This is a genomic window from Gottfriedia luciferensis (assembly GCF_002156865.1).
Classification (GTDB): domain Bacteria; phylum Bacillota; class Bacilli; order Bacillales; family Bacillaceae_G; genus Gottfriedia; species Gottfriedia luciferensis.
This window is the reverse complement of the sequence record NZ_NCTA01000014.1, coordinates 161,228-187,075: the sequence shown is the minus strand read 5'-3', so window position 1 is coordinate 187,075 and position 25,848 is coordinate 161,228. Positions and strand designations below refer to the sequence as shown.

Here is a 25,848-nt window from a genome sequence, read left to right as displayed (position 1 = left end):
ATTAAGATGGGGTGAAAAACAGAGTGATTTTGTTAAAAAACGGCTATTTTGAGATAAAAGTATGCTAAATTGATGGGGAAAATCGACTTAGTCAGCGGTAATCATAGGTTTCTGAGCGAAAATAGTGTGAAATACAGAAAGGGGTATAGGTATAAAAAGCATTTATTTGCGATTTTCCTATTTTTAATTGCAGATATGGTTAATTTATTTGCGATTTCCTAATTTTAATTGCGATTATGCTATTTTTATTTGCGATTTCCACAATTTATTTGCAGTTACCCACATAATTGCAGCAAATCTAATGTTATTTGCACTCCAATCCAATTTAATTGCAGAATATCCCCAAATAATTGTTGTGCTGCCCAAACAATTTTGCCAGTTACCCACATATTTGCGGTAAATCTAAGATTATTTGCACTCTAATCCAATTTAATTGCAGAATATATCCACATAAATAGAATAACTGGATGATACTCACAGGCTAGTAGATCTTTTAGGGGTATATTTTGTGATTTTGAATGAGAAGAGGTAAAAAACAGAGTGATTTTGTTAAAAATCGACTAATTTTGAGTTGAAAGTAAGCTGAATTGATGTGAAACAACCAATTAGTCAGCGGTAAACGTGGTTTTCTAAGCGAAAACACTGTTAAATACAGAAAGGGGTATAGGTATAAAAAGCATTTATTTGCGATTTTCCTATTTTTAATTGCAGATATGGTTAATTTATTTGCGATTTCCGCGATTTCCTAATTTTAATTGCGATTATGCTATTTTTATTTGCGATTTCCACAATTTATTTGCAGTTACCCACATAATTGCAGCAAATCTAATGTTATTTGCACTCCAATCCAATTTAATTGCAGAATATCCCCAAATAATTGCCGTGCTGCCCAAACAATTTTGCCAGTTACCCACATATTTGCGGTAAATCTAAGATTATTTGCACTCTAATCCAATTTAATTGCAGAATATATCCACATAAATAGGATAACTGGATCATACTAACAGACTAGCAGATCTTTTAGGGGTATATTTTGTGATTTAGATTAAGATGGGGTGAAAAACAGAGTGATTTTGTTAAAAAACGGCTATTTTGAGATAAAAGTATGCTAAATTGATGGGGAAAATCGACTTAGTCAGCGGTAATCATAGGTTTCTGAGCGAAAATAGTGTGAAATACAGAAAGGGGTATAGGTATAAAAAGCATTTATTTGCGATTTTCCTATTTTTAATTGCAGATATGGTTAATTTATTTGCGATTTCCTAATTTTAATTGCGATTATGCTATTTTTATTTGCGATTTCCACAATTTATTTGCAGTTACCCACATAATTGCAGCAAATCCAATGTTATTTACACTCCACCTCAATTTAATTGCAGAATATCCACAATTAATTGCGATGCTTCCCTAAAAATACTGCTCTTATCCACAAACAAATACGAAACGTCTCCAAAAAAATACTCCCACTTACCCACAAAAATACAAAATATCCACAAATAATCATACTTCACCCCGTAATTGCCCAACGTAAAATCACTAAACTATCCACAAATCCCCAACAATGACTAATCTTCCCGTAATAGGAAAACATTGAAATAACAACATAATGCACTTTAGGACATATGTCCTTTCCAAATAACCTACGAGTATCGTTTAATTATGAGGAATTCATTATGTCTGGAGTGAAAACAATGAAGGGGATTTTATTAGCAATTATAGGCGGTGCTTTCATTACGATACAAGGTGTTGCTAATTCTAAAATAAGTAGTGATATTGGGACTTGGCAAGCAGCGACCATTACGCAGTTTACGGGATTCGTTGTTGCATTTTTAGTCTTATTAATGATAAAAGATAAAAAGTTGGCCGGTCTAAGAAAAGTTAATCCACTTTATTTGACTAGTGGAGCGTATGGAGCATTTATTATTTTTGGTAACGTGACTGCAATTCATCTGATCGGTGTTACTTTTTCGATTTCGGTGCTTTTAATTTCCCAGCTATGTTTAACTTTTATGATTGATAGTAGAGGTTGGTTTGGGGTAGAAAGATTGACTATTAGTTCCGCCCAATTTATTGGGATTGGAATGATGGTGCTTGGTGTAATCGTGTTAGGATATTAATAGTAAATTGTTGGGGGGTGAAGTTGACTTGAAGGTAATTAACGATCATAAACAAGTTGATCAGTATTTAAGTGAACATAAAATCGAGGCCGTTTTTAAGGAAGAATTAAAAGATCATATGACAATTCATCGATTTGAACAAGGAGAGCTTATTTGTTCACAAGGAGACTCACCACGTAATTTATATGTTTTAGTCAAAGGGAAGGTCAAGGTTTATACAACTTCAGCAGAAGGAAAAACATTGGTTCTTTCATTTAAAAAGCCCCTAGATTTGTTAGGTGATATTGAATATGTCAGAGGATCAGATATTTTAAATACAGTTGAAGCAGTTTCGGTAGTTGAAGTGATTGCAATTGATCATCGTCATTTACACGAATTTGGGAAAGATTATCCGCCGTTTCTCCAATTTTTACTTAGGACTATTACGGAAAAATTTCATATAAAGTCTAATTCTTTGAGTTTTAATTTGTTACATCCAGTAGAGGTACGATTAGCGAGTTATTTATTATCAGTTTCTTCTGATGATATGGATGCTTTACTAAATGAACAATTAAGTACGATTAATCTTAAAGACGCAGCAAATATGATTGGATCGAGTTACCGGCATATTAATCGAGTTATTCAACAGTTTTGTAAGGATGGTTTAGTTGAGCGGGATAAAAGAGGGGTCCTTATAAAAGATCGAGAAGGTTTGAGTATTCTAGCAGGTAATAATATTTATGAATGATTACGCTATTTGTTTTGTCATTTTAACAAATAGAGTTAAAAACGGAGGTGTATGATTTGTTACAAGCGTTAATCTTATCTTTAATCTCAGGTTCACTAGTTGGATTGCAAAATGTATTTAATAGTAAAGTCAATCAAATGACTGGAATTTGGGTAACAACTACATTTGTATTAGGAATGGGTTTTTTAGCTTCCTTTGTAACGGGTCTTATAGTAGAAGGAAATCAATTTTTTGATCTGCATAATATGAAAAATTGGTATTGGTTTAGCGGTATACTTGGAGTAGGAGTTGTATTTTGCATCACAAAAGGAGTTAGTAAACTTGGTCCTACTTTTGCGATTTCAATTGTTCTAACATCTCAATTAATATCTGCACTATTGTTTGATACGCAAGGTTGGCTAGGGCTAGAGAAAGTACCGTTTACTTCTAAGCAATTAATTGGCGTGTTATTAATTATTAGTGGTATATTAGTTTTTAAATTGAAAGGTAATAATGTTAAATCAAAAAGAGAAAATGATTTAACTTTGGATGAATCTAGTAAAATACGAATTAATTAAAATTGATTTGGGGAATTGTTATGAAAAAGTATGAAACATTATTATTAGATGTAGATGACACATTATTAGATTTTCAAGCTGCAGAAAAAGTAGCATTACAGAAGCTATTTAATGAGCAAAATATATCATTAACACCTGAAATGAAAGCAAGGTATAAAGAGATCAATCATGGACTTTGGAAGTCTTATGAAAAAGGTGAAATAAGTCGAGATGCAGTAGTAAATACTCGTTTTTCTACTTTATTCAAAGAGTTCGGTAGAGAAGTCGACGGCTTGTTACTTGAAGAAACTTATCAAAATTTCTTAGGTGAAGGAAATCAATTTGTTGAAGGTGCATTTGAATTAATTAAAAGTCTTCAGCAACAGTTTGACTTATATATTGTTACCAATGGAGTTTCAAAAACACAGTATAAACGCTTAAATGCTGCCGGAATTTTTCCTTATTTTAAAGATATTTTCGTTTCTGAAGATACAGGTTTTCAAAAACCAATGAAGGAATATTTTAACTATGTGTTTGCACGAATTCCAAATTTTGAATTAGATAAGACATTAATTATTGGAGATTCATTTAGTGCAGATATAGTTGGAGGAGCGAATTCTGGGATCGATACTTGTTGGGTAAATCCAAAAATGTTATCAAATGACTCGGATATTGTACCGACTTATGAAATAAAAAAACTTGATGAGCTTTACAAAATTTTAAATATAGAAAAAATTAAATTACCAAGTTTTTCTTAAATTAGCTCTTTAAAGAGAGCGTTCGAAAATCAACTTTTTTATAACGAAGCCTGATTATAAAGCAGTTTAAGCTGGGGGAATTCCTCGGCTTATTTTTTTATTTAATCGAAAATGGAAGATAATATTAAAGATAGTTAATAAAATTATAATTGACTATAATCCGAAATAAGCTTATTATCAAATGGTGATAATGATTATCATTTATAATTAAGGGGAAAATCAAACATGAAGCAAACTCTTATTAAATTAATTCTACCAATGTTACTATTTTTAAGTATACCAATAAAGACATTTGCAGCTAGTCCAGAAGAAGATTTAACGCATGCAAATTCATTTATAGAAAATGCAATTCAGGCTGCACAAAAAGGTGATTATAAATCGGCCGAGCAGCAATATAAACAATTTAATGATGAATGGTTAGCGAAAGAAGATGGCATTAAAAATAAATCGATTGAGGCTTACGGCAAAATCGAGGAAGCAATGGGAATGGTTCAATATAACCTAATCCAAAAAACGATGAATCAAGATGCACTTGTTACTTCACTTAAAGAATTAGAAGGAGTAAATGAAAAGTTTATTTCTCATCAATTCGCGAGTTCAAAGTTAAATTCAAAGAATACTGGTAGTGTTGAAGATTTAATTCAAATTTTAAATAATGCACTATCAGATTTAAAAAATAATAATGTTTCAGGCGCTACATCTCAAATTGAACAGTTTAGAAAATCATGGATTAATATTGAAGGTGTTGTATTAACTCAGTCACAGACAGTTTACACTGATGCTGAAAGAGACATGGTAACTTCTTATGCAATGCTTACTGCTAAAACACCTGATGTGAAAGCAGCTACTAAAACGATAACAAATATGCGCGATTACCTGTTACCATTAGCTTCTAAAACTAGCTACACAATGCTAGATGCAGTAACGATTTTGCTTAGAGAAGGTCTGGAAGCGCTACTAGTTGTTGTTGGATTATTAGGCTTTATTAAAAAATCGGGTCAAGAAGAGAAGAGTAAGTGGATCTGGTTTGGTGTAGGGGCTGGTTTAGGCGTCAGTATCATACTAGGTGTAATTGTGAACATGTTATTCTCCGCAGGTGCATTTGGAAGCAATAACTTCTTAATTGCTGGATGGACTGGAGTATTTGCAGCTGTAATGCTTCTATATATGAGCTACTGGTTACATAGTAAATCTAATACGAAGCAATGGCAAAATTATATTAAAACTAAGAGTGATAAAGCATTAAATACTGGTAGCTTATTATCATTATCAATTCTTGCATTTTTAGCAGTATTCCGAGAAGGAACAGAAACAGTTTTATTCTTTATTGGAATGGCATCATCTATTAAATTACCTACTTTATTAATAGGAATTGGATTAGGTCTTGCGATATTGGCGATACTAAGTTTCTTAATATTAAAAGTTGGTTTGAAAATTCCGATGAGACCGTTTTTCCTTATCTCAAGTATTTTAATGTTCTACTTATGCTTTAAATTTGCAGGTATGGGTATTCATGGCTTACAACTGTCTGGATTACTTCCAGCAACTCAAGCACCAATCCCAACAAATGATTTCTTCGCGATTTATTCAACTTGGGAGAGCTTTATACCTCAGATGATATTATTACTACTAGCTTGTATTACTGTTTTATATAATCGATTTTCACATAATAAAAGTAGCAAAAATTCGGAGGAAAAGAAAAATGTTATCTAATAAAAAACTTATCGCAACTATGGCATTAGGATTAACTTTAACTTTATCTGCTTGTGGCACTAAAACGGACAATGCAATTAAAACTGGTTCTGACGATATGATCAAAACAATTTCAGAATTAAAAACACAAGTTAAAAATAATGACGAAGCAAAAGCAAAAGAAAGCGGAGAAGCGCTTGAAAAATCATGGGAAAAATTCGAAGACTCAGTAAAAGATAAAGATAAGGATCTTTATGAAAAAGTTGAAACGCCACTTCACATTATTGAAGCAGGAGTAAAAGTATCTCCATTAAATGCAGATACACTTAACCAAGCTGGTGACGAATTAGAAAATGTACTAAAGGATGTTAAAAAATTAAAATAATATAGAAGCAATTAAACGCTGCTACTTAAAAAAACCTACATAGAATGTATTTTCTAAGTAGGTTTTTTTGTATATAAATTGGCAGCGGTGTAGAAAACTCGACGTAGTTGCAATTTTAAGGATTAAGTAGAAGTGCAACTAAGCCGTTTACTTCCCTTAAATACTTACAAATCATCGAGTTTTCTTTGTATGGTAACTTCTTCTAATGTAAACCTTTTCCTTGAGGTTCATAGACAAAATAAGATAATTACATTAAAATAGAAATAGTTGATAAGGATTATCATTCTTGATTGTTTATATATATTAATTTTGATTCGGGGGAATCATTGATGCTACTTTCGGAATTAAAAAAAGGCGAGAAGGCAAAAATAACTGATTTATCTACATTAGGTGAAGAAGTGAAGCGACGTCTATTAGATTTAGGCATTAGTGAAGGGTCGATGGTTTGTTTACAATGTACAATGCCATTCAAAGGACCTTGCATGATTGAAAATTGTGGTCAATCACTAGGAATTCGATTTCACGATGCATCTGGGATAAAGGTAGAGAAATTATGTTAAATATAGCACTAATCGGAAATCCAAATACAGGTAAAACATCTCTTTTTAATAATTTAACAGGTACTTACCAATATGTAGGAAATTGGAGCGGAGTTACTGTTGAGAAAAAAGTAGGAACGATTAAAAATAAACGTGGTAATCTAATTGATTTACCAGGTATCTATTCTTTAAGTCCTCTTTCAAAGGATGAGGCTGTTGTTTCTCATTTTTTTGTAAATGAATCATTTGATGGCATGATTAATATTGTTGATGCTGCTCAATTAGAACGAAATTTAATGCTGACACTTCAATTACTTGAATTCAAAAAATCAATGATTATTGGGCTAAACATGGTGGATGTTGCGAAAAGAAGAGGTATATTGATTGATCCTACGAGTATTTCTAATATACTAAAAGTTCCAGTTGTTCCAATTGACGCTAGGTCAGGTAAAGGAACAGAGGAAGTGAATGAATTATTAGCAACAATTCCCCAATCAGACGTTGATTTTAAAATTGATTATGGAAATAGGATTGAAGCTAGTATTGAAAACATTATAGCTTTATTACCTTCAACATTATCGATACCGAAAAGATGGACAGCTATACAGCTAATAGAAGGTAATAAAGAAGTATTAGAATATATTTCATCTTTTAACGATTTTAGTAAAATTAACCAAGTTCTCGAAGAAACAAAAGATCAATTAAAAAACGAGCATAGCATATCACCTTCAAAATGGATTTATTCTATAAGAAAAGAAGTGATTTCTCAATTAATTGGTAAAGCTGTAGTGAAGGAAACGAACGAAGCAATTACTGTAACAGATCGAATTGATCGATATGTGACACATCCAATTTTAGGAATCCCAATTTTCTTAGTGACAATGTTTTTAATGTTTAAACTAACTTTTGATTGGTTAGGTTTACCATTATCTGATGCATTTGATGGTTTTTTATCGGGTCCTGTAACTGAATGGATTACGAGTGGTTTAACAGCCATTCACGCATCTGAGTTTATTAGAGCAGTTGTTCTCGATGGAATTGTTGCTGGTGTTGGTGGGGTATTAGTCTTTGTTCCACAAATATTTATTTTATTCTTGTTAATTTCATTTCTTGAGGACTTTGGATATATGTCTCGTGCGGCTCTCGTAATGGATCGAGCGATGGAAATGGTTGGTTTAACTGGAAAAGCATTTATTCCAATGATCATTGGATTTGGTTGTAATGTACCTGGAGTAATGGCTGCTAGAACGATTGAACAGCCAAGAGAGAGGTTATTAACTATTTTATTAACACCTTTAATGTCATGTTCAGCACGTTTACCAGTATATGCATTATTCGTTGGTGCGTTTTTTGCGAAAAATCAAGCAATCGTAGTATTTTCACTTTATGTATTAGGTATCGTAGTTGCTTTAATTTTAGCGAAAGTCTTTTCTTCTACGATTTTAAAAGGTGAATTTTCATTATTTGTCGTTGAACTTCCTCCATATCGTATGCCTCAAGGAAAGGCATTATTTAGAAGTACATGGGATAAAGGAAAAGGATTTGTTCGAAAAGCTGGTACATTTATTTTTGGTGGTTCTGTAGCGATCTGGTTATTATCTTATATGGGACCAGGCGGTTTTAATGTCTCAATGGATGATAGCTTTTTAGCGATGATTGGAGGCCTATTAGCGCCAATTCTTGCTCCATTAGGATTCGGTACTTGGCAAGCAGGTGCTTCTTTACTTACAGGATTTTTAGCGAAAGAGGTAGTAGTATCTGCGATGAATATCATTTATCATGCGCCAAATGCAGATTCTTTACAAGGCATTATGTCAACACACTTTACTGCGCTTTCCGCGTTTAGCTTTATGGTTTTTGTCTTATTATACGTACCTTGTCTTGCAACTGTTGCGACGATTCGTAAAGAATCAGGTTCAGTAAAATGGACGTATTTCTCAATTGGATATGCATTAGTGATCGCATATGTATTAGCGCTTATATTCTATCAAGTTGGAAAATTACTAGGCTACTAAAGAAAGGAGTATCTACTTATGATTACTAATATTATAATAGGGGCTCTTATTTTTGGATACGCAGGGTGGACACTATTCCGTTATGTAAAGAAAACGAAAAAAGGTAAATGTGGCTCTTGCTCAATCGCAAAAACTTGCAGTTCAAATTGTGATTCAGTTAATTATTCAAAATAATGTATGGTCTATTTTGAATGATTAGTTTTAATGAAAATGAAATTAAATACTTGAATAAAATATAAGTATTAATTAAGATGATAAAGTAATATGATTAAATAATTGAATAGTACTAGGGGTGCCGTAAATGGTCGGCTGAGATTAAGACACAATAGTCTTTGACCCTTTAACCTGATCTGGATAATGCCAGCGTAGGAAAGTGAACGGTAGAATACGTCTTTGTATTCTTAACATTGATTTGTTCGAGCACAAGTCCCTATGGGATTTGTGCTTTTTTGTTTTTAAATCAAGTTTCATCTTCTATTCTGTAAGATCAAAATTGTTCTATTCATTAAATAGGGGGAAGAGAAGTGAAAAAAGTATTAACGATAGCAGGCTCGGATTCAAGTGGTGGCGCTGGTATTCAAGCTGATTTAAAGACATTTTCAGCCCATGGTGTCTTCGGAATGAGTGTCATTACTGCAGTAACTGCACAAAATACACAAGGTGTATTCGCAGTTCAAGACATGACTCCAGACATAATAGCAAGTCAATTAGATGCCATTTTTAGTGATATTGAGGTAGATGCAGTAAAAATTGGAATGGTATCGAAAATTGAAACAATTAAAGTTATTGCAGAGAAATTAAAACAATATAAACCAAAGCAAATTGTGGTAGACCCCGTTATGGTTTCTAAAAGTGGATTTGATTTATTAAGTCATGATGCTAAGGAGGCTTTAATTCAAGAACTAATTCCGTTAGCAACAGTTATTACACCAAATCTGCCAGAAGCAGAGGTTATAACCGGTCAAAAAATCGAGACAATTGATGAAATGAAAGAAGCTGCTATCCAAATCCACTCACTAGGGGCAAAAGCCGTTCTTGTAAAAGGTGGGCACCTTGAGGGTGAAGCAACGGATATTTGTTTTAATGGAGAAGAGTTTACAAGCTTTAATAGCGTGAGAATCAATACAATTAATACACATGGAACAGGTTGTACGTTATCTTCAGCAATTACTTCGAATTTAGCAAATGAGCTTGAGTTAAGCGAGGCAATTGGAGAAGCGAAAAACTATATAACGAAAGCAATTCAACATTCTTTTTCAATTGGTAAAGGTGTAGGTCCTGTTCATCATTTCTACTCACTGTATGAAAAGGCAGGAGTTTAACATGACAAATAATAACGTAAAAATGACAAAGTGGAACTTTACGACACTTTGGTTTGGCGCGGCAGTTTCTGTAGCAGAAATTATGACGGGTGCATTAGTAGCACCGTTAGGTTTTAAGAAAGGTTTAACAGCTATTTTAGTAGGTCATTTACTAGGTACACTTTTACTTATTTTTGGTGGTGTCATTGGTTCTCAGCAAAGAATAACGGCAATGGAATCGACTAAAATTTCCTTTGGAAGCTATGGTAGTTATTTATTTTCAATCTTAAATGTACTTCAGCTACTTGGTTGGACGGCCATTATGATTTTAACAGGTGCTCGTTCAATTAATTTAGTCACAATAAAGGATTATCACTTTGATCATCTTTGGGTTTGGTGCCTTGTGATCGGTGTATTAATCGCAATTTGGTTATACTTTGGGCAGAATGCATCGAAAAAGCTTAATAGTGTAGCAGTAGGATTGTTATTTGCATTAACGATTGTCCTATGTTTCGTCATTTTTAAAAGTGATAAAATTCTTACTCAACCGAGTACAACTGGTTTATCTTTCGGAGGAGCGGTTGAATTATCGGTCATTATGCCACTATCTTGGCTTCCATTAATTAGTGATTATACTCGATTTGCTAAAACTACAAAAGATGGGGCAATAGGTAGTTTTATAGGTTATATGTTTGGTAGTTCATGGATGTATATTATTGGTCTAGGAGCTGCATTAGCATTTAATGAGATCGATCCTGTAGCTGTTTTAATGAGTGCAAATTTAGGTTTATTTGCTGTAGGGATTGTTGTTTTAGCGACAGTTACGACAACTTTCATGGACGCATACTCTGCAGGGATTTCAGTTACTACAATGTTTCCAAAACTGAATGGTAAACACATAGCACTTATCATTACGGCGATAGGAACAGTATTGGCCGTTATTTTCCCAATTGAAAAATATGAAGGATTCTTATACACAATAGGATCATTTTTTGCACCGTTATACGCAATCTTATTAACGGACTATTTTATTTTAAGAAGAACAAATATAAGCAAATCACTAAAAATTGATTGGTTAGCATTTATTACATGGATTTTAGGTGTATTTATCTATCGTAAATTTGTCCAACTAGATTTCTTCCTTGGGGCTACTGTTCCAAGTATGATCGTAATTTGTGTTATTTATATTGTAGTCCAATTGATCATTAATAAAGTGATTTCAAAACAAGTAGGGGGTAATAAGCATGTTAATTATGAATGAATTGTGCCAAGTATTAGAAAGTGTAAAAGAGAAAAAGCCATTAGTACATCACATTACAAACTACGTAACCGTAAATGATTGTGCAAATATGGTATTAGCTTTAGGTGGATCACCAGTTATGGCTGATGACTTAGCTGAGGTTGAGGAAATGGTTTCATTTGCTTCTGCTCTTGTAATTAATATTGGAACACTAAATGAAAGAACAATCCAATCAATGATCACAGCGGGTAAAAAAGCGAATCAACTAGGAGTGCCTGTGATTTTAGATCCAGTTGGCGTTGGTGCAACTACCCTACGCACAGAAACTGCTGCTAAATTATTAAAAGAAGTACGATTTGCTGTTGTTCGTGGAAATATGTCTGAAATTAAAATGATTGCTGGTCTAAACGTTAAAATAAAGGGCGTGGATTCTGTTGCTGATGGAGAAGATGGTGTTGAAATTGCTAAGACACTTTCAGCAAAATTAGGGTCTGTAGTAGCAATTACAGGAGCAGTAGATATTGTTGCGGAACAAGATCGAGTATGTACCATTTCAAATGGGGATAAAATGCTAGCGGATGTTACTGGTACGGGATGTATGAGCACTTCTTTAATTGGAACTTATGCTGGAGCAACAAATGATTATTTCCTTGCTGCTGTTGCTGGCATTACGACAATGGGTCTATGCGGAGAACTTGCAAAAGCTCGTTTAACGGCTGAGCAAGGAATTGGCTCATTTAAAGTGTATTTATTCGATGAGGTTTCTAAAGCATCTGTTAATACGCTTCAAAGCGGAGGTAAAATTGAATGGCTGTAACAAAAAATAAAATCGATTATAAACTTTACCTAGTAACTGATCGAGATGTATTAGGGTCAAGAAATCTTGTTAACGCTGTTGAAGAAGCAATAAAAGGTGGAACAACAATCGTTCAAATAAGAGAAAAGAACTGTAGTAGTCTTGATTTCTATCAAGTAGCGATGCAAGTAAAAGAAGTCACGACAAAGTACAATGTACCTTTAATCATAAATGACCGCTTAGACATCGCTTTAGCAATTAAAGCTGATGGATTGCATATTGGTCAAGAGGACTTACCATTAACTGTAGTTAGAAAAATAGTTGGAGAAGACATGATTATAGGCGTCTCTGCAACTACTTTAGAAGAAGCGGTTCTTGCCCAGGAGCAAGGAGCAGACTATGTTGGAATAGGCTCAATGTATCCAACAAGTACAAAACTAGACGCTAAACCCGTGACGTTTGATGATTTACGTGCCATTCGTAAAGCAGTAAAAATTCCGATTGTCGGAATCGGCGGTATCACTGCAGATAATGTTTCTGAATTGATGGAAACGAATATTGATGGCGTTGCAATTGTATCCGCGATTTTAGGAAAAGAAGATATTAAAGAAGCTGCTGAAAAATTTATTGGGAATATTAATAAATAATAAACACTGAAACTACCTTATTAATTAAGGTAGTTTTTTTGTCATAAGTTTTTCTTATAGAAACTCATAATAAATCAATACTACTCGTTCATTTACGCTAACCGTAAAATAAAATTAAACTAATTTTGGGAAGGTGAGCATAGTGAAGGCAGTTGTTGTAACAGAGTTTGGAAAACCAGAAGTTCTCAAATATGTCGATGTGGAAATACCAAAATACAATGGGAATCAAGTATTAATCAAGGTAGAGAAAGCTAGTGTTAATTTTGCAGATATAAAATCAAGATACGGAAAAAAAGGTAAGGGCCAGTTTCCGTTTATTCCTGGACTTGATGCTGCTGGCGTTATTGTTGCCGTTGGATCAAACATTGAACAGTTTAAAGTCGGTCAAAGGGTAGTAGCATTCCCAACAGGCGGTTCGTATGCCGAATATATCGTGGCAAATGAAAATTTAACTTTTCAACTACCGGATTCAGTAGGATTTGATGTCGCAGCAGCCTGTCCAACTGTTTCATTTCTTGCATATAAGCTGCTAGCAGATTTAGCTAAAATTGAAAAAGGGGAAACAGTTTTAATTCATTCAGCTGCTGGTGGAGTAGGTACAACTGCCATTCAAATCGCAAAAATTTTAGGTGCTGGAAAAATAATTGGTACGGTTGGTAATGAAAAGAAAGCTTCATTTGCACGAAAAGCTGGAGCAGACCATGTGATATGCTATGAAAATGAAAACTTTGCAGAAATAGTAAATGAATTAACAGATGGTAAAGGCGCAAATATTATCTTAGATTCAATTGCTGGCAAAGTTTCAGAACAAAGCTTAGATTGCTTAGCTTTATACGGACGATTAATTCATTTTGGAAATTCAAGCGGAGAAGTAGGTAATTTCAAAACAAACCAACTGCATTCAAGCTGCCGATCAATACTTGGATTCAGTTTAGGAACAACAAGAAAAGAAAGACCAGATCTACTAAGGGAAACAGCTGAAAAAGTGTTTAAATTAATAGACGATGGAGATTTAGAAATGAAGATAGGGCATCATTTTCAATTAGAAGATGCCGTTGAAGCTCATAGTTTAATAGAGAACAGACAAAGTACTGGCAAAATCATCTTAAATATAAATTAAACAAGAAAGGCATGTGTGTTTGAATTAAGTGTAGTGGTGAATATCGTTGGAACTGCAATTAAGTCTAAAAGAATCGCAATTAAGAAGTATTTCTCTGTGATTAAATGATGAATTGTCTATAAAGATCGGTGTACTGCAAATAAATTCCCAAAATCGCAATTAAAATTGGCAAAATCGCAAATAAATTTTGAGAATCGCAATTAAAATTAGTAAAACTGCAATTAAAATCTATAGAATCGCAAATAAAGTAAAAAATTACTGATACCCGTTTGAGTATTATTGTCTTTATAGCGTCCAATCTAGATTCTCTCAAAGGAAAAATAGTAAATTTTGCTCTAATTCTTTCAAAATCCCTTAATAACTTGATAAAAATCTGCTAATAATCAATAAAAAGGATCGGAATATCCAGTGCAAATGAGAAGTTTCCATGAGATACCCCCTAACTTACATTAAACAATTTAATAGCATCGGCCATAAAAAAAGAATGACGATAATGTCATTCTTAGAATAATGTATTGGATTAAATCTTTTATTATTTAATTTTATAGCTTAATTGAACATTCATCACAAAAATAGATCTAGGTGAAACTATCGGCAAGAAAAGAATGATCTTCTTTAATTGAAGTTTCTTTTTTTGCTTTTTTAACTTACCACCAACTACCTCTGTCACAAATACGACGGCCGAAAATATCGCGTCTGTCATCGTCGCAACGATCTACTGCTCTGCAGAAGTCCTCTTTATCAATCGTAACTTTTGCATTAAACGTAATATCCCTATCTCTTCTTCTGTTTCTATTATTATTCCACTCATTATTTCTTTCGTTATTTCTTTCATTGTTACAGTTGCAACCCATTTTAACAACACCTTTTCTTTTAATTTCTTCTCAACATTCTATGATTGGACAAGTAAAAAGAAATGGACAAGTGTTTAATTTTTATGAGTATGTAATGCGAAAATAGGCAAAAAAAGTAAAAGTAATCGTATCCAAATCCTTTAAATACCTGCTGTACCAAAAAAACGACTAGGCTACTGAAGCTATTAGTGAGGAATGGGTAAGTGCTTACGAATTTTTTGTCATCGAATCTGAAATTGGAATAAAAAAGAACTTCCAAAAAAGAAAAACATAGGGAGATTTAAGTCTTCCTATGTTTTCATTCATATTATTTATCTGTTGGTTTTTGCTTATTTTTCAAATACTCCGCACGCATTTTTTCAAGTTGCGTCTTTTTATCGAATTTGGCAGGTGTCTGTTTTTCATGAAACTTTGTTACAGCTAACTGACCTTTTGTATCCAATTGATATTTTCCCACTTTGTTCACCTACTTTTCTGTCTTTAAAGAGAATCTATTCAACAAATATAATATACCTTATTTTACGATCGCATGCGTTAGTTAAACAAAATTATTTTAATGAGTGTGCAATTTCCAACATTTTCTATGCGGTAACTTTGAACTCTTTATTGTGTATGAGAAAGGTTGATACATAGTTGAATTTTCCATTATTTGCCTGTAATATTAAATTATAATTAAAAGGTGAGGTACTTCATATGGAAAACAGTAAAAACACGTACCAAAATGCTAATAAAAATGTTAAGCCAGGTGACATTATCGAATTTATGGCTTCCCAAAACAAAGATAAAAATATAAAGCCAATGTTAATACAAGGTACTGTTAAAAAGGTATTAGCAAATTCAGTAATTGTTGACATGACAGGCGATCATAACCATCAGAAATATTATGATTTTGATCATACTGTGATTAACCATCGAAAATATAAAATTAAGCTGTTGATTAAGTAACCGTTAGGAGAATTTACTCTTAGCGGTTTATTTATGACGAAACTGTTTTTTTTAGTTAACTGCCTAACTACTGCATTATTAGTTGTAAGGTTTTTTCTCATGGTTTATCCATATTTTTTTTATTCTTTATAAATATTCCTAAACCAACAATCGCACCAACTATTCCAATTACTAAAGACACTCTAAGAAGCGGAATAATGTATTCAATAAAATCAACATTTTGTGAAATTGATACTCCATCACCAGACTCAACAATTTTGTACGGTACTTTAAATAGACCTATTGTTAGTCCAATAACCATTCCATATAAAAATCCAATATTAACCGACTTAATCATAAATTTCTCCTCTAACTCTTGTTGTCTTCTGTTTCATTATAAACACGTTTATTCATGGTTGGTGAACTAGTCAACATTTTCAGTTTTTACTCTATTTACAACATTTGATTTGCAATATTATTGACGTATTGTTTAATCTTTTCAGAAGTATCAACATTTGCTACAAAAGTAAGTTCATAATACATGCCATCTTTTGTAAAAATAAGTGTGTTTTCTATTAAATTATCAATCTCATTAGTATTATTTAGGTTATATGAAACGCCTAAAGTTGATTTTCCTGTGTAAGTTCCTTTAACTCCATCCTTTAATTCAACAATTTGTTCAGGTTCATCGTATTCTAAATCAAATTCAAGTTCAGGTTTGTAATTATAAATTGAAACATCCACTATAAATAGGGTTGATTTGCCAAAATGAGTAAGACCATAATGCACACCCAACTTTTCTCCATTATGATCAATATCATCAATTAATAAAGAATCTATTGGATCAAACTTAAAAGGCAACTTATTAGGGATATTAATTTTAAAAGGAAGTGCCCTTAATCCTTCTTTTAGCGTAGACGACTCATATCTCATAGGAAACACTTTTCTTTGCTCCTTCGTAAGATGTGGTTGTTTAATCTTTTTTAATTTAGAAGTATCTAACGAATTTTCCTTCCCTTTTTCGCATCCAAAAGGAATTAAAATTAATAGTAAACCAAGTAAAAATATCTTTTTCATTATATTGCTCCAGTAGAAAGTCTAAAATATTATAAATCAAATTTTAAATAGTATTATATCATTTCTTGTTTAGCTAATAGCTAAATAGTTGAACATTAGCGAAAACAGCATCTTTCTATCATCCTTAAAACTCTATCCATGTATTTGCTATTCCTTGTTCTTTCTGCCCTATAACTCCTTTATTTCCCAAGGTTTACCAGCTTTTGTCTCAATTTGTCGAAAGGAGAATAAAGGTAAATGGTAGAAAATATCGAATATTATCAATAGTAAGACATAAGTGTTTCTTTACACATAGAAATATCTCGACTCCACTGCTATTTATTGCAGTTGGAGACATTCTTACGTTTTTCATAACGTACCTTAATATTAAAAGGAGAGTGACTAACACATGGATTTTTTATTATCTAAAGAACAGCAAATGATTCAAGAAATGGTACGAGATTTCGCGGCAAAAGAAATTGAGCCTTTTGCAGAAGAGCTTGATCGTGACAGCAGATTCCCAATCGAAACGTTCAAAAAAATGGGTGAATTAGGTTTATTAGGTATTCCATTTCCTGAAGAATACGGCGGAAGCGGTGGAGATACGATCAGTTATGCATTAGCTGTAGAAGAAATTGGTCGTGCATGTGGTGGAACTGGTTTAAGTTTTGCTGCAACATGTTCATTAGGAGCTTCTCCAATTTATTATTTTGGTACTGAAGAACAAAAGCAAAAATATTTAGTTCCAATGGCACAAGGAAAAACGCTTGGAGCTTTCGGTTTAACTGAGCCAAATGCAGGTTCTGATGCTGGAGGAACACAAACAAAAGCGGTTTTAGAAGGTGATGAGTATGTAATTACTGGTGAAAAATGCTGGATTACAAATGCTCAGTATTCTAATACATTGATCGTAACTGCGTATACTTCAATTGATGAAAAAGGAAAGAAAAACATTTGCGCGTTTATCGTTCCGACAGATTCAGAGGGATTAACAATCACAGAACCTTACGACAAAATGGGAGTTCGTGCTTCAAATACAACACAAATCGTATTGGATGGAGTACGTGTTCCAAAAGAGAACATTCTTGGTAATCCAGAAAAAGGATTTGGCCAATTCTTATATACATTAGATGGTGGAAGAATTTCAATCGCTGCACTTGCTGTAGGGATTGCACAAAAAGCTTTTGATAAAGCTTTAGCTTATGCTAAAGAACGTAAACAATTCAGACAGCCTTTATCAAGTTTCCAAGCGATTCAGTTTAAATTGGCTGATATGGCAATGGGAATTGAATTGGCGAGAAATATGGTACACAAAGCTGCATGGTTAAAAGATAATGGAAAACCTTTTACAAAAGAAGCGGCATACGCTAAGTTATACGCATCTGAAATCGCTTCCAAAATTGCGAATGAATCACTGCAAATTCATGGCGGATATGGCTACATGAAGGAGTACGGTATTGAACGTTTAGTTCGTGATGCTAAGTTACTTGAAATTGGTGAAGGTACATCAGAAATTCAACGTATGGTAATTGCACGTCAATTTGGATGCCGATAAGGAGAGAGAATAATGATCAAAATACTTATTGCAAACCGCGGGGAAATCGCATGTAGAATCATTGAGACATGTAAAAAACTTCGTTATCAAACTGTAGCTGTTTATTCAGACGCTGATAAAGAAAGTTTGCATGTTAAGTTAAGTGATGAAGCTTTTTCTCTTAAAGGAAATCATACAAAAGATACGTATTTAAATGCTGATTTAATAATAAAAATCGCAAAAGAAAATAATGTAACTGCGATTCATCCTGGATATGGCTTCTTATCAGAGAATAGCGATTTTGCTAGAAAATGTAAGGAAGCAGGTATTCTTTTCGTCGGACCTATGCCTGAACACTTAGAGATGATGGGCGAAAAAATTAGAGCTAGACAATTAATGGAGCAATTAAACATCCCAGTTATTAAAGGGAATTCTCATCCGATTCAGTCGGTTGATGAAGCAAAAGAGATTGCAGAACAAATTGGCTATCCTGTTATGTTAAAAGCTTCAAGTGGTGGCGGCGGAATCGGTATGAAACTAATTGAAGATGAAGCTCAGCTTGAAAAAGAGTTTTTAACTACACAAACAAGAGCACTTCAATTTTTTGCGAATGATGATGTATTCATTGAAAAAGCAATTTTAAAGCCTAGACATATTGAGGCCCAAATTGCTGCTGATACGCATGGAAATGCTGTTTTCTTATTTGAAAGAGATTGTTCAATTCAAAGAAGAAATCAAAAAGTAGTTGAGGAAGCTCCATCGCCTTTCCTTTCTGTGCAAGGTCGAAATAAGCTTAAGGAATATGCTCTTACTATTGCTAACCAAATGAAGTATGTAAATGTCGGTACAATTGAGTTTTTAGTTGATGAAAATGAAAATATATATTTCTTAGAAATGAATACTAGATTACAAGTAGAACATGGAGTAACGGAAGGTATTACTGGAATTGACTTAGTTGAATGGCAATTCCGTATTACATTTGGTGAAACACTTCCAGTTCGTCCTACTCATGTGGAAATGAATGGACACTCTATCGAAGTAAGAATATATGCTGAGGATCCAAAAACTTTCTTCCCTTCTCCAGGAACGATTCAACACTGTAACTTCCCAGAGGAGTTTGGAGTAAGAATTGATACGCATCTTTATGATGGGTGGGTTGTATCACCATTTTATGATCCACTTTTAGCGAAAGTAATTGTTACAGCTAATTCTAGAAAAGAAGCAGTAAATCAACTGCATAACTATTTAAAAAACGTACAAATCGAAGGAATCAAAACAAATGTGCCATTTTTGATTGATATTCTATCAACGAATGCATTCCAAGAAGGCGATTATACAACGAGCTTTATTAGTGAATATCAAAAGGTGAAATGAGGTAATTAGATATGGAAAATTTAACTGCAATGATGGCTGGAAGCGTATGGAAATGTCTTGTGTCTGTTGGTGATGAAATTAGTAGTGATCAAGATTATGTAATCTTAGAATCTATGAAAATGGAGATTCCTCATGCAGCACCATATAAATGCAAAGTCGTAAATGTATTTGTTCAAGAAGGTGACTTTGTAAATGAAGGTGACTCATTAATTCAAGTTGAAAAACTAGGTTAGGAGTTATAAGTGATGAAGCTACCTCAATCGGCTCTTATAAGAGAAGTAGGACCACGTGATGGTTTACAAAATGAAAAACAGTTCGTTTCAACTGAACAGAAGCTTGAATGGATCAATTTATTAGTTGAAAGTGGATTAACTTATATTGAAGTTTCTTCTTTTGTGAGACCTGACTGGATTCCTCAATTAAGTGACTCTGTAGATTTATTTACGAAGCTTAAGAAAAAAGATGGGGTTACATATGCAGCTCTTGTCCCTAATAAAAGAGGATTAATGAGTGCATTTGAAGTAGATGCAGATGAGATTAATTTCTTTGTATCCGCTAGCGAAACGCATAATTTAAAAAACAAAAACGCGAGTATCGAGCATTCAATGAACGATATCCGTTCAATGATTACTGAATGTAATAGCAATAATAAGACGACTAGAGCCTATGTTTCAACTGTATTTGGTTGTCCTTATGAAGGTGCAGTCGATCAGATGAAGGTTATTCATCTAGTAAACCAATTATTAGAATGTGGTGTAGATGAAATCTCATTAGGCGACACAATCGGAATTGCGAATCCACTTCAAGTAAATAATTTTTTAGAACTGCTTGTTAAAGAAGTACCTGTTAATCAAATAGCCATGCATTTCCATGATACATATGGCCGTGCTATCGCAAATTTATATACTTCTTTATTATTTGGAATTGAAAAATTTGATTCTTCAAATGGTGGATTAGGCGGTTGTCCATATGCACCAGGAGCTAGTGGAAATGTAGCAACTGAGGATGTTGTTTCCTTACTTCACCGTTTAGGTATTTCAACGGGAGTAGATGAAAAGAAACTTCATCAAGCTACATCCTATATCTCTGAACAAATGAACTTAACACCAGTTAGTAAGCTATTTTCCGTATGGAATGGTTCAAAGGAGAGTATTTAAATGGAAGCAAGTTTATTAGTGAGTGATATTGGTCATATCCGAATTCTTACATTAAATCGTACGAATGCAGCAAATTCATTATCACGTGAGTTATTGGATGCTCTTCATAGTCAAATGGATGAGTTGAAAAAATCATCTGTACGTGCAGTCATATTCACTGGTAGTGGTTCTTCATATTTCTGTAGTGGTGCTGATTTAAAAGAAAGAAGAGGCATGACAGAGAGTGAAGCGCGAGAGACAGTTGAAAAAATAGGGACACTTTTTGAAAAGGTTGAAAGATTACCAATGCCAACAATAGCTGCAATTAATGGAGTTGCATTAGGTGGAGGACTAGAGCTTGCTTTAGCGTGTGACCTAAGAATTGCTCATAAAGAAGCAATTGTCGGTTTGCCTGAAACATCATTGGCAATTATTCCAGGCGCTGGAGGTACACAAAGACTTCCGCGATTAATTGGCCTTGGAAGAGCAAAGGAATTAATTTTTACTGGTAAACGTCTAAATGCACTTGAGGCTGAAGGCTATGGAATTCTAGAACATGTAGTTGAAATAGATGATTTACAAAATAAGGCGCTTGAAATTTGTGAAACGATTGCAAGTAAAGGACCTCTTGCAATTCGAGCAGCAAAAAAAGCAATTCAACGCGGTTTCGATCTTCCTCTAGATTTAGGACTAAGATTAGAAACTTATGAATATGAAACTTTACTACATACAAATGATCGTATGGAAGGTTTAGTAGCATTTCAAGAAAAGCGTAAGCCGCAATATAAAGGAGAGTAATTGCATGCAAAACGAAGCAACATATCAAGCTCGAAAAGACCAAATACTTTCTGGTGGGAAAGAAAAGTATCATGAAAGTAATGCGAAAGTTGGAAAGCTTTTTGCACGTGAAAGAATTAATCAACTTTTAGATAAAGATAGCTTTGTAGAAGACGGTTTTTTTGCAAACTGTATGAACGATGAATTTCCAGCAGATGGAATCGTTACAGGTATTGGAAAAATAAATGGTCGTTCTGTTTGTGTCATGGCAAATGACTCTACAGTAAAAGCAGGTTCATGGGGCGAAAAGACAGTAGAAAAAATTATCCGTATCCAAGAAACATGTTTAAAAATGCTAGTACCTCTAATTTATTTAGTTGACTCTGCTGGGGCGCGTATTACTGACCAAGTTTTCATGTTCCCTGGTAGACGTGGTGCTGGACGTATATTCCACAACCAAATTAAGTTATCAGGTCAAGTACCTCAAATATGCTTATTATTTGGTCCTTCTGCTGCAGGTGGAGCTTATATTCCTGCATTCTGTGATTCTGTATTCATGGTCGAAGGAAACTCTTCAATGTACTTAGGTTCTCCTCGTATGGCTGAAATGGTAATCGGTGAAAAAGTAACACTCGAAGAAATGGGTGGAGCTAGAATGCACTGTTCTGTTTCAGGTTGCGGAGATGTTTTATGTGAGACTGAAGAAGAAGCAATTGCTAAATTAAAAGATTATTTATCTTATTTACCAACAAACTTTAAACAAGGCGCTCCTGTTGTTGAGGCTAAAAACCCAACACAAAAAGAGAAGTCTTTATCAGAAATTATTCCTGGAAATCAAAACGTTCCATTTTCAATTTATGAATTTATTGATCGCGTAGTGGATGAAGATTCATTCTTTGAAATTAAAAAGCTATTTGCTCCTGAGCTAGTAACTGGTTTTGCTAGATTAGATGGACGAAGCGTAGGAATTATTGCGAACCAACCAAGAGTTAAAGGTGGCGTATTATTCCACGATTCAGCGGATAAAGCTGCTAAATTTATTAATTTATGTGATGCGTACCATATTCCTTTATTATTCTTAATGGACGTACCTGGCTTCATGATTGGGACAAAAGTAGAGCGTGCAGGAATTATCCGTCACGGTGCAAAAATGCTTTATAGCATGAGTAATGCTACCGTTCCAAAAATCTCTGTTATTGTCCGCAAAGCCTATGGTGCTGGACTTTACGCAATGGCTGGCCCAGCATTCGAAACAGACTGCGTAATCGCATTCCCATCTGCGCAAATCGCCGTAATGGGACCAGAAGCAGCAGTTAACGCAGTATATGCAAACAAAATTGCAAGTCTGCCAAAAGAAGAACAAGCTGCATTCATTCAAGAAAAACGTAAAGAATACGCTGAAGATATAGACATTTACCGATTAGCATCTGAACTAATTGTAGATGTAGTTATTCAACCTGAAGAGCTACGTTCTGAGTTAGTTAAACGCTTTGCTTATTACTCTGAGTCATATGAAACTCCAAGTACGAAGAAGCATGGTGTATATCCGGTATAAGTGATTGTGGAGCAGCCCTGGGGACGGGGCTGTTTTTTTTATGGTGGGTGCATGGGTCAAGGAGCTGCAATTAAAAAAGTCAAAAGTGAAATTAATCATAAATTCGCTGCAAATGTGTGGGTAAGTGCAAATGTAGTGTGGGTAGCATCGCAAATAAATGTGGATACTGTGCAAATAAAAAATGCTGGAGTGCAAATAATCATATAATCGCTGCAAATATGTGGGTAAGTGCAAATGTAGTGTGGGTAACATCGCAAATAAATGTGGATACAGTGCAAATAAAAAATGTAGGAGTGCAAATAATCATATAATCGCTGCAAATATGTGGGTAAGTGCAAATGTAGTGTGGGTAACATCGCAAATAAATGTGGATACAGTGCAAATAAAGTATGTTGGAGTGCAAATAATCATAGATTTGCTGCAATTATGTGGGTAACTGCAAATAAATTGTGGAAATCGCAAATAAAAATAGCATAATCGCAATTAAAATTAGGAAATCGCAAATAAATTAACCATATCTGCAATTAAAAATAGGAAAATCGCAAATAAATGCTTTTTATACCTATACCCCTTTCTGTATTTCACACTATTTTCCCCTCAGAAACCTATGAATACCGCTGACTAAGTAAATGTTTCCCATCAATTCAGCTCACTTTCATCTCAAAATGAGCCGTTTTTTAACAAAATCACCCTGTTTTTCACCTCAACTCATTCAAAATCACAAAATATACCCTAAAAAATCAGGCTAACACGTTAGCCTGATCTCTTTTCATCCTATTATATTGCTTCTTCCTTTATTAAAATCGATTCTACTAAATGTTTAATTTCATTTATTTTGTTTTCGTTAAATAAATCGACTATTTTGCTTCCAACGACGACACCATCGCAGTCTTGGCATAGTTCTTTAACTTGTTCTGGGCTAGATACACCAAATCCAGCAACTACTGGTTTATTACTAACTTCTTTGACACTTTTTAGAAATGAAGATAGGCTGTTGTCTAATTCGTTTCGCACACCGGTTATTCCTTTTACTGTAACAGTGTATAGGAAACCGCGTCCTTTTTCTGCTATTTTTTCAATTCTGTCCTTTGGTGTAGCCATCGTCACTAGTCGGATTAGTTCAACTCCAATTTTTTCAAGTTTGAATGAGATAATTTCTTCTTCTTCAATTGGCAAGTCAGGAATGATACAGCCATCTATTCCTGATTGTTCAAGGTCTGATATAAATTTATCTATTCCATAAGCTAATATTGGATTCATATACGTCATCATAATTAAAGGGACAGAGATTAATTGACGAATTTCTTTGATTTTTTCTAGAACACCTTTTAAAGTAGTACCTTCTTGTAGTGCGCGAATTCCTGCTTGTTGTATTACTGGTCCATCAGCGACTGGATCTGAAAATGGTATGCCTATTTCAATTGCTGATGCACCAAATTTTTCTAATAGGGCAAGACGGCCTCCTAGTACTTCCAGTCCACCATCACCTGCCATTACATAAGAAATAAATAACTTTTCACCTTTATTTAGTCGCTCTGAAAATTGATTTTCGATTCGATTCATGATTAGTTTTCCCCCTTTAAAAGATCACGAACAGTGTGAACATCTTTATCGCCTCTACCTGATAAACAAATCACTAAGTTTTCATCTTCCTTCATTGTTGCAGCTTGTTTAATTGCATACGCAACGGCATGTGCGCTTTCTAATGCTGGAATAATTCCTTCTAATCTAGCTAGTAATTGGAATGCGTCCAGCGCTTCCTCATCGGTAATTGATTCGTATTTTACACGACCAATATCTTTCAAATAACAGTGCTCAGGTCCTACTCCAGGATAATCAAGCCCGGCTGATACCGAATGTGCCTCTTGTATTTGACCGTGCTCATCTTGAAGTAAGTACATTAATGCACCATGTAATACGCCAGGTACCCCCTTCGTTAATGAAGCTGCTTGTTTATCTGTATTAATTCCGTGACCTGCCGCTTCAACACCAAATAACTTTACACCTTCGTCTTCAATAAATGGATGGAACATACCGATCGCATTACTTCCGCCACCGATACAAGCAACGACTGCATCAGGTAGTTTTCCACTTTTAGCTAAAAATTGTTTTCTTGTTTCTTTTCCGATTACACTTTGGAAATCACGAACCATCATTGGGAAAGGATGTGGCCCCATTACTGAGCCTAATAAATAGTGAGTATCGTCGACATTTGCAACCCAGTAACGAAGCGCTTCATTTACTGCATCTTTTAGAGTTGCACTTCCAGAGTCTACACTGATTACTTTTGCACCGAGAAGTTCCATTCGGAAAACGTTTAGTTCTTGTCTTCGAACATCTTCAGCTCCCATGAAGATGACACAATCAAGATTTAATAATGCACAAACTGTTGCAGTTGCTACTCCATGCTGGCCTGCTCCTGTTTCAGCAACGATTTTTCGTTTCCCCATACGTAAAGCAAGTAAGGCCTGACCAATTGTGTTATTAATTTTGTGAGCGCCAGTGTGATTTAAATCTTCCCTTTTTAAATAGATTTTTGCTCCTTTTGCATGCTTTGTTAAATTCTCTGCGAAATATAAAGGCGTTTCACGACCGACATAATCTTTTAATAGTTTCTCAACTTCTTCATTAAATTCTGGATCATTTTTTGCATTTGCATATGCTTCCTCTAATTCTGTTATTGCTTGAACTAGTGTTTCAGGTATATATTTTCCTCCATACATACCAAAGTGGCCTTTTACATCTGGAAATGTGTACGTAGTCAT

At 34.1% G+C, this 25,848-nt stretch carries 28 protein-coding genes and 1 riboswitch; of the genes, 22 read left to right on the top strand and 6 right to left on the bottom strand.

Annotated features, from left to right (window positions below; all coding sequences use genetic code 11):
- The first annotated feature begins 1,691 nt into the window (after positions 1–1,691).
- The 14 genes from B7R67_RS12010 to B7R67_RS11945 all read left to right on the top strand — a co-directional run bounded on the left by B7R67_RS12010 (position 1,692) and on the right by B7R67_RS11945 (position 13,873).
- Positions 1,692–2,117 carry a DMT family transporter gene (locus B7R67_RS12010; RefSeq protein WP_088070750.1) on the top strand — a complete coding sequence of 142 codons (426 nt, stop codon included), beginning with the start codon at positions 1,692–1,694 and terminating at the stop codon, positions 2,115–2,117.
- A gap of 28 nt (positions 2,118–2,145) precedes the next feature.
- Positions 2,146–2,844 (top strand): Crp/Fnr family transcriptional regulator, encoded by a 699-nt coding sequence (locus B7R67_RS12005; RefSeq protein ID WP_088070730.1) that lies wholly within the window; start codon positions 2,146–2,148, stop codon positions 2,842–2,844.
- Between the two features lie 56 nt (positions 2,845–2,900).
- Positions 2,901–3,401, top strand: coding sequence for a DMT family transporter (locus B7R67_RS12000; RefSeq protein ID WP_088070728.1), 501 nt, complete (start codon positions 2,901–2,903; stop codon positions 3,399–3,401).
- A gap of 20 nt (positions 3,402–3,421) precedes the next feature.
- Positions 3,422–4,138 carry a YjjG family noncanonical pyrimidine nucleotidase gene (locus B7R67_RS11995; protein ID WP_088070726.1) on the top strand — a complete coding sequence of 239 codons (717 nt, stop codon included), beginning with the start codon at positions 3,422–3,424 and terminating at the stop codon, positions 4,136–4,138.
- A 225-nt stretch (positions 4,139–4,363) separates the two neighbouring features.
- Positions 4,364–5,851 (top strand): FTR1 family iron permease, encoded by a 1,488-nt coding sequence (locus tag B7R67_RS11990; protein ID WP_088070724.1) that lies wholly within the window; start codon positions 4,364–4,366, stop codon positions 5,849–5,851.
- Positions 5,841–6,215, top strand: coding sequence for a hypothetical protein (locus B7R67_RS11985; protein ID WP_088070722.1), 375 nt, complete (start codon positions 5,841–5,843; stop codon positions 6,213–6,215). The genes B7R67_RS11990 and B7R67_RS11985 overlap by 11 nt, the downstream gene beginning before the upstream one ends.
- Before the next feature lie 329 nt (positions 6,216–6,544).
- Positions 6,545–6,775 carry a FeoA family protein gene (locus tag B7R67_RS11980; protein ID WP_208615651.1) on the top strand — a complete coding sequence of 77 codons (231 nt, stop codon included), beginning with the start codon at positions 6,545–6,547 and terminating at the stop codon, positions 6,773–6,775.
- Positions 6,769–8,769: a ferrous iron transport protein B gene (gene feoB / locus B7R67_RS11975; protein WP_088070719.1), complete on the top strand. Its 2,001-nt coding sequence runs from the start codon at positions 6,769–6,771 to the stop codon at positions 8,767–8,769. Before B7R67_RS11980 ends, feoB begins: the two co-directional genes overlap by 7 nt.
- An 18-nt stretch (positions 8,770–8,787) precedes the next feature.
- Positions 8,788–8,943 carry a FeoB-associated Cys-rich membrane protein gene (locus B7R67_RS11970; RefSeq protein WP_088070717.1) on the top strand — a complete coding sequence of 52 codons (156 nt, stop codon included), beginning with the start codon at positions 8,788–8,790 and terminating at the stop codon, positions 8,941–8,943.
- 104 nt (positions 8,944–9,047) lie between these two features.
- Positions 9,048–9,158, top strand: a riboswitch (TPP riboswitch).
- A gap of 135 nt (positions 9,159–9,293) precedes the next feature.
- On the top strand, positions 9,294–10,091 hold the full coding sequence (gene thiD / locus B7R67_RS11965) for a bifunctional hydroxymethylpyrimidine kinase/phosphomethylpyrimidine kinase (protein WP_088070716.1): 798 nt from the start codon (positions 9,294–9,296) through the stop codon (positions 10,089–10,091).
- Position 10,092: 1 nt separating this feature from the next.
- Entirely contained in the window at positions 10,093–11,331 is a 1,239-nt protein-coding gene (cytX, locus tag B7R67_RS11960) for a putative hydroxymethylpyrimidine transporter CytX (protein WP_088070714.1), read from the top strand.
- Positions 11,315–12,127 carry a hydroxyethylthiazole kinase gene (thiM, locus tag B7R67_RS11955; RefSeq protein WP_088070712.1) on the top strand — a complete coding sequence of 271 codons (813 nt, stop codon included), beginning with the start codon at positions 11,315–11,317 and terminating at the stop codon, positions 12,125–12,127. The genes cytX and thiM overlap by 17 nt, the downstream gene beginning before the upstream one ends.
- A complete protein-coding gene (gene thiE / locus B7R67_RS11950) occupies positions 12,118–12,753 on the top strand; it encodes a thiamine phosphate synthase (RefSeq protein WP_088070710.1) in 636 nt (211 codons plus the stop codon). The genes thiM and thiE overlap by 10 nt, the downstream gene beginning before the upstream one ends.
- 142 nt (positions 12,754–12,895) lie before the next feature.
- Entirely contained in the window at positions 12,896–13,873 is a 978-nt protein-coding gene (locus B7R67_RS11945; RefSeq protein WP_088070708.1) for a quinone oxidoreductase family protein, read from the top strand.
- A 647-nt stretch (positions 13,874–14,520) separates the two neighbouring features.
- Here the strand turns inward: B7R67_RS11945 and B7R67_RS21900 are convergent.
- Both B7R67_RS21900 and B7R67_RS22310 read right to left on the bottom strand, forming a co-directional pair.
- A complete protein-coding gene (locus tag B7R67_RS21900; RefSeq protein ID WP_142289551.1) occupies positions 14,521–14,727 on the bottom strand; it encodes a hypothetical protein in 207 nt (68 codons plus the stop codon).
- Between the two features lie 307 nt (positions 14,728–15,034).
- Positions 15,035–15,184, bottom strand: coding sequence for a hypothetical protein (locus B7R67_RS22310; RefSeq protein WP_088070706.1), 150 nt, complete (start codon positions 15,182–15,184; stop codon positions 15,035–15,037).
- A 236-nt stretch (positions 15,185–15,420) separates the two neighbouring features.
- Between B7R67_RS22310 and B7R67_RS11935 the strand changes: the two genes are divergently transcribed.
- Positions 15,421–15,672: a DUF2187 family protein gene (locus B7R67_RS11935; protein ID WP_088070704.1), complete on the top strand. Its 252-nt coding sequence runs from the start codon at positions 15,421–15,423 to the stop codon at positions 15,670–15,672.
- A 97-nt stretch (positions 15,673–15,769) separates the two neighbouring features.
- Here B7R67_RS11935 and B7R67_RS11930 read toward each other — a convergent pair whose 3' ends face one another.
- Positions 15,770–16,009, bottom strand: coding sequence for a hypothetical protein (locus B7R67_RS11930; protein WP_088070702.1), 240 nt, complete (start codon positions 16,007–16,009; stop codon positions 15,770–15,772).
- A 95-nt stretch (positions 16,010–16,104) separates the two neighbouring features.
- A complete protein-coding gene (locus B7R67_RS11925; protein ID WP_088070700.1) occupies positions 16,105–16,728 on the bottom strand; it encodes a hypothetical protein in 624 nt (207 codons plus the stop codon).
- Between the two features lie 388 nt (positions 16,729–17,116).
- Here B7R67_RS11925 and B7R67_RS11920 point away from each other — a divergent pair, with 388 nt between their 5' ends.
- The 7 genes from B7R67_RS11920 to B7R67_RS22145 are packed head-to-tail and all read left to right on the top strand — an operon-like array spanning position 17,117 to position 23,290.
- Positions 17,117–18,262, top strand: coding sequence for an acyl-CoA dehydrogenase family protein (locus tag B7R67_RS11920; RefSeq protein WP_088070698.1), 1,146 nt, complete (start codon positions 17,117–17,119; stop codon positions 18,260–18,262).
- Between the two features lie 9 nt (positions 18,263–18,271).
- Positions 18,272–19,615: an acetyl-CoA carboxylase biotin carboxylase subunit gene (locus tag B7R67_RS11915; RefSeq protein WP_088070695.1), complete on the top strand. Its 1,344-nt coding sequence runs from the start codon at positions 18,272–18,274 to the stop codon at positions 19,613–19,615.
- A gap of 11 nt (positions 19,616–19,626) precedes the next feature.
- A complete protein-coding gene (locus tag B7R67_RS11910) occupies positions 19,627–19,848 on the top strand; it encodes an acetyl-CoA carboxylase biotin carboxyl carrier protein subunit (protein ID WP_088070693.1) in 222 nt (73 codons plus the stop codon).
- 12 nt (positions 19,849–19,860) lie between these two features.
- Complete coding sequence (locus tag B7R67_RS11905; protein WP_088070691.1) at positions 19,861–20,772, top strand: hydroxymethylglutaryl-CoA lyase; 912 nt, start codon at positions 19,861–19,863, stop codon at positions 20,770–20,772.
- On the top strand, positions 20,773–21,549 hold the full coding sequence (locus B7R67_RS11900) for an enoyl-CoA hydratase-related protein (protein WP_088070690.1): 777 nt from the start codon (positions 20,773–20,775) through the stop codon (positions 21,547–21,549).
- Between the two features lie 4 nt (positions 21,550–21,553).
- Positions 21,554–23,083, top strand: a complete 1,530-nt coding sequence (locus B7R67_RS11895) for an acyl-CoA carboxylase subunit beta (RefSeq protein WP_088070688.1) — start codon at positions 21,554–21,556, stop codon at positions 23,081–23,083.
- Positions 23,084–23,134: 51 nt separating this feature from the next.
- A complete protein-coding gene (locus tag B7R67_RS22145; protein WP_158095086.1) occupies positions 23,135–23,290 on the top strand; it encodes a hypothetical protein in 156 nt (51 codons plus the stop codon).
- 570 nt (positions 23,291–23,860) lie between these two features.
- Here B7R67_RS22145 and trpA read toward each other — a convergent pair.
- Both trpA and trpB read right to left on the bottom strand, forming a co-directional pair.
- Complete coding sequence (trpA, locus tag B7R67_RS11885; protein WP_088070683.1) at positions 23,861–24,646, bottom strand: tryptophan synthase subunit alpha; 786 nt, start codon at positions 24,644–24,646, stop codon at positions 23,861–23,863.
- A gap of 2 nt (positions 24,647–24,648) precedes the next feature.
- On the bottom strand, positions 24,649–25,848 hold the full coding sequence (trpB, locus tag B7R67_RS11880) for a tryptophan synthase subunit beta (RefSeq protein ID WP_088070682.1): 1,200 nt from the start codon (positions 25,846–25,848) through the stop codon (positions 24,649–24,651).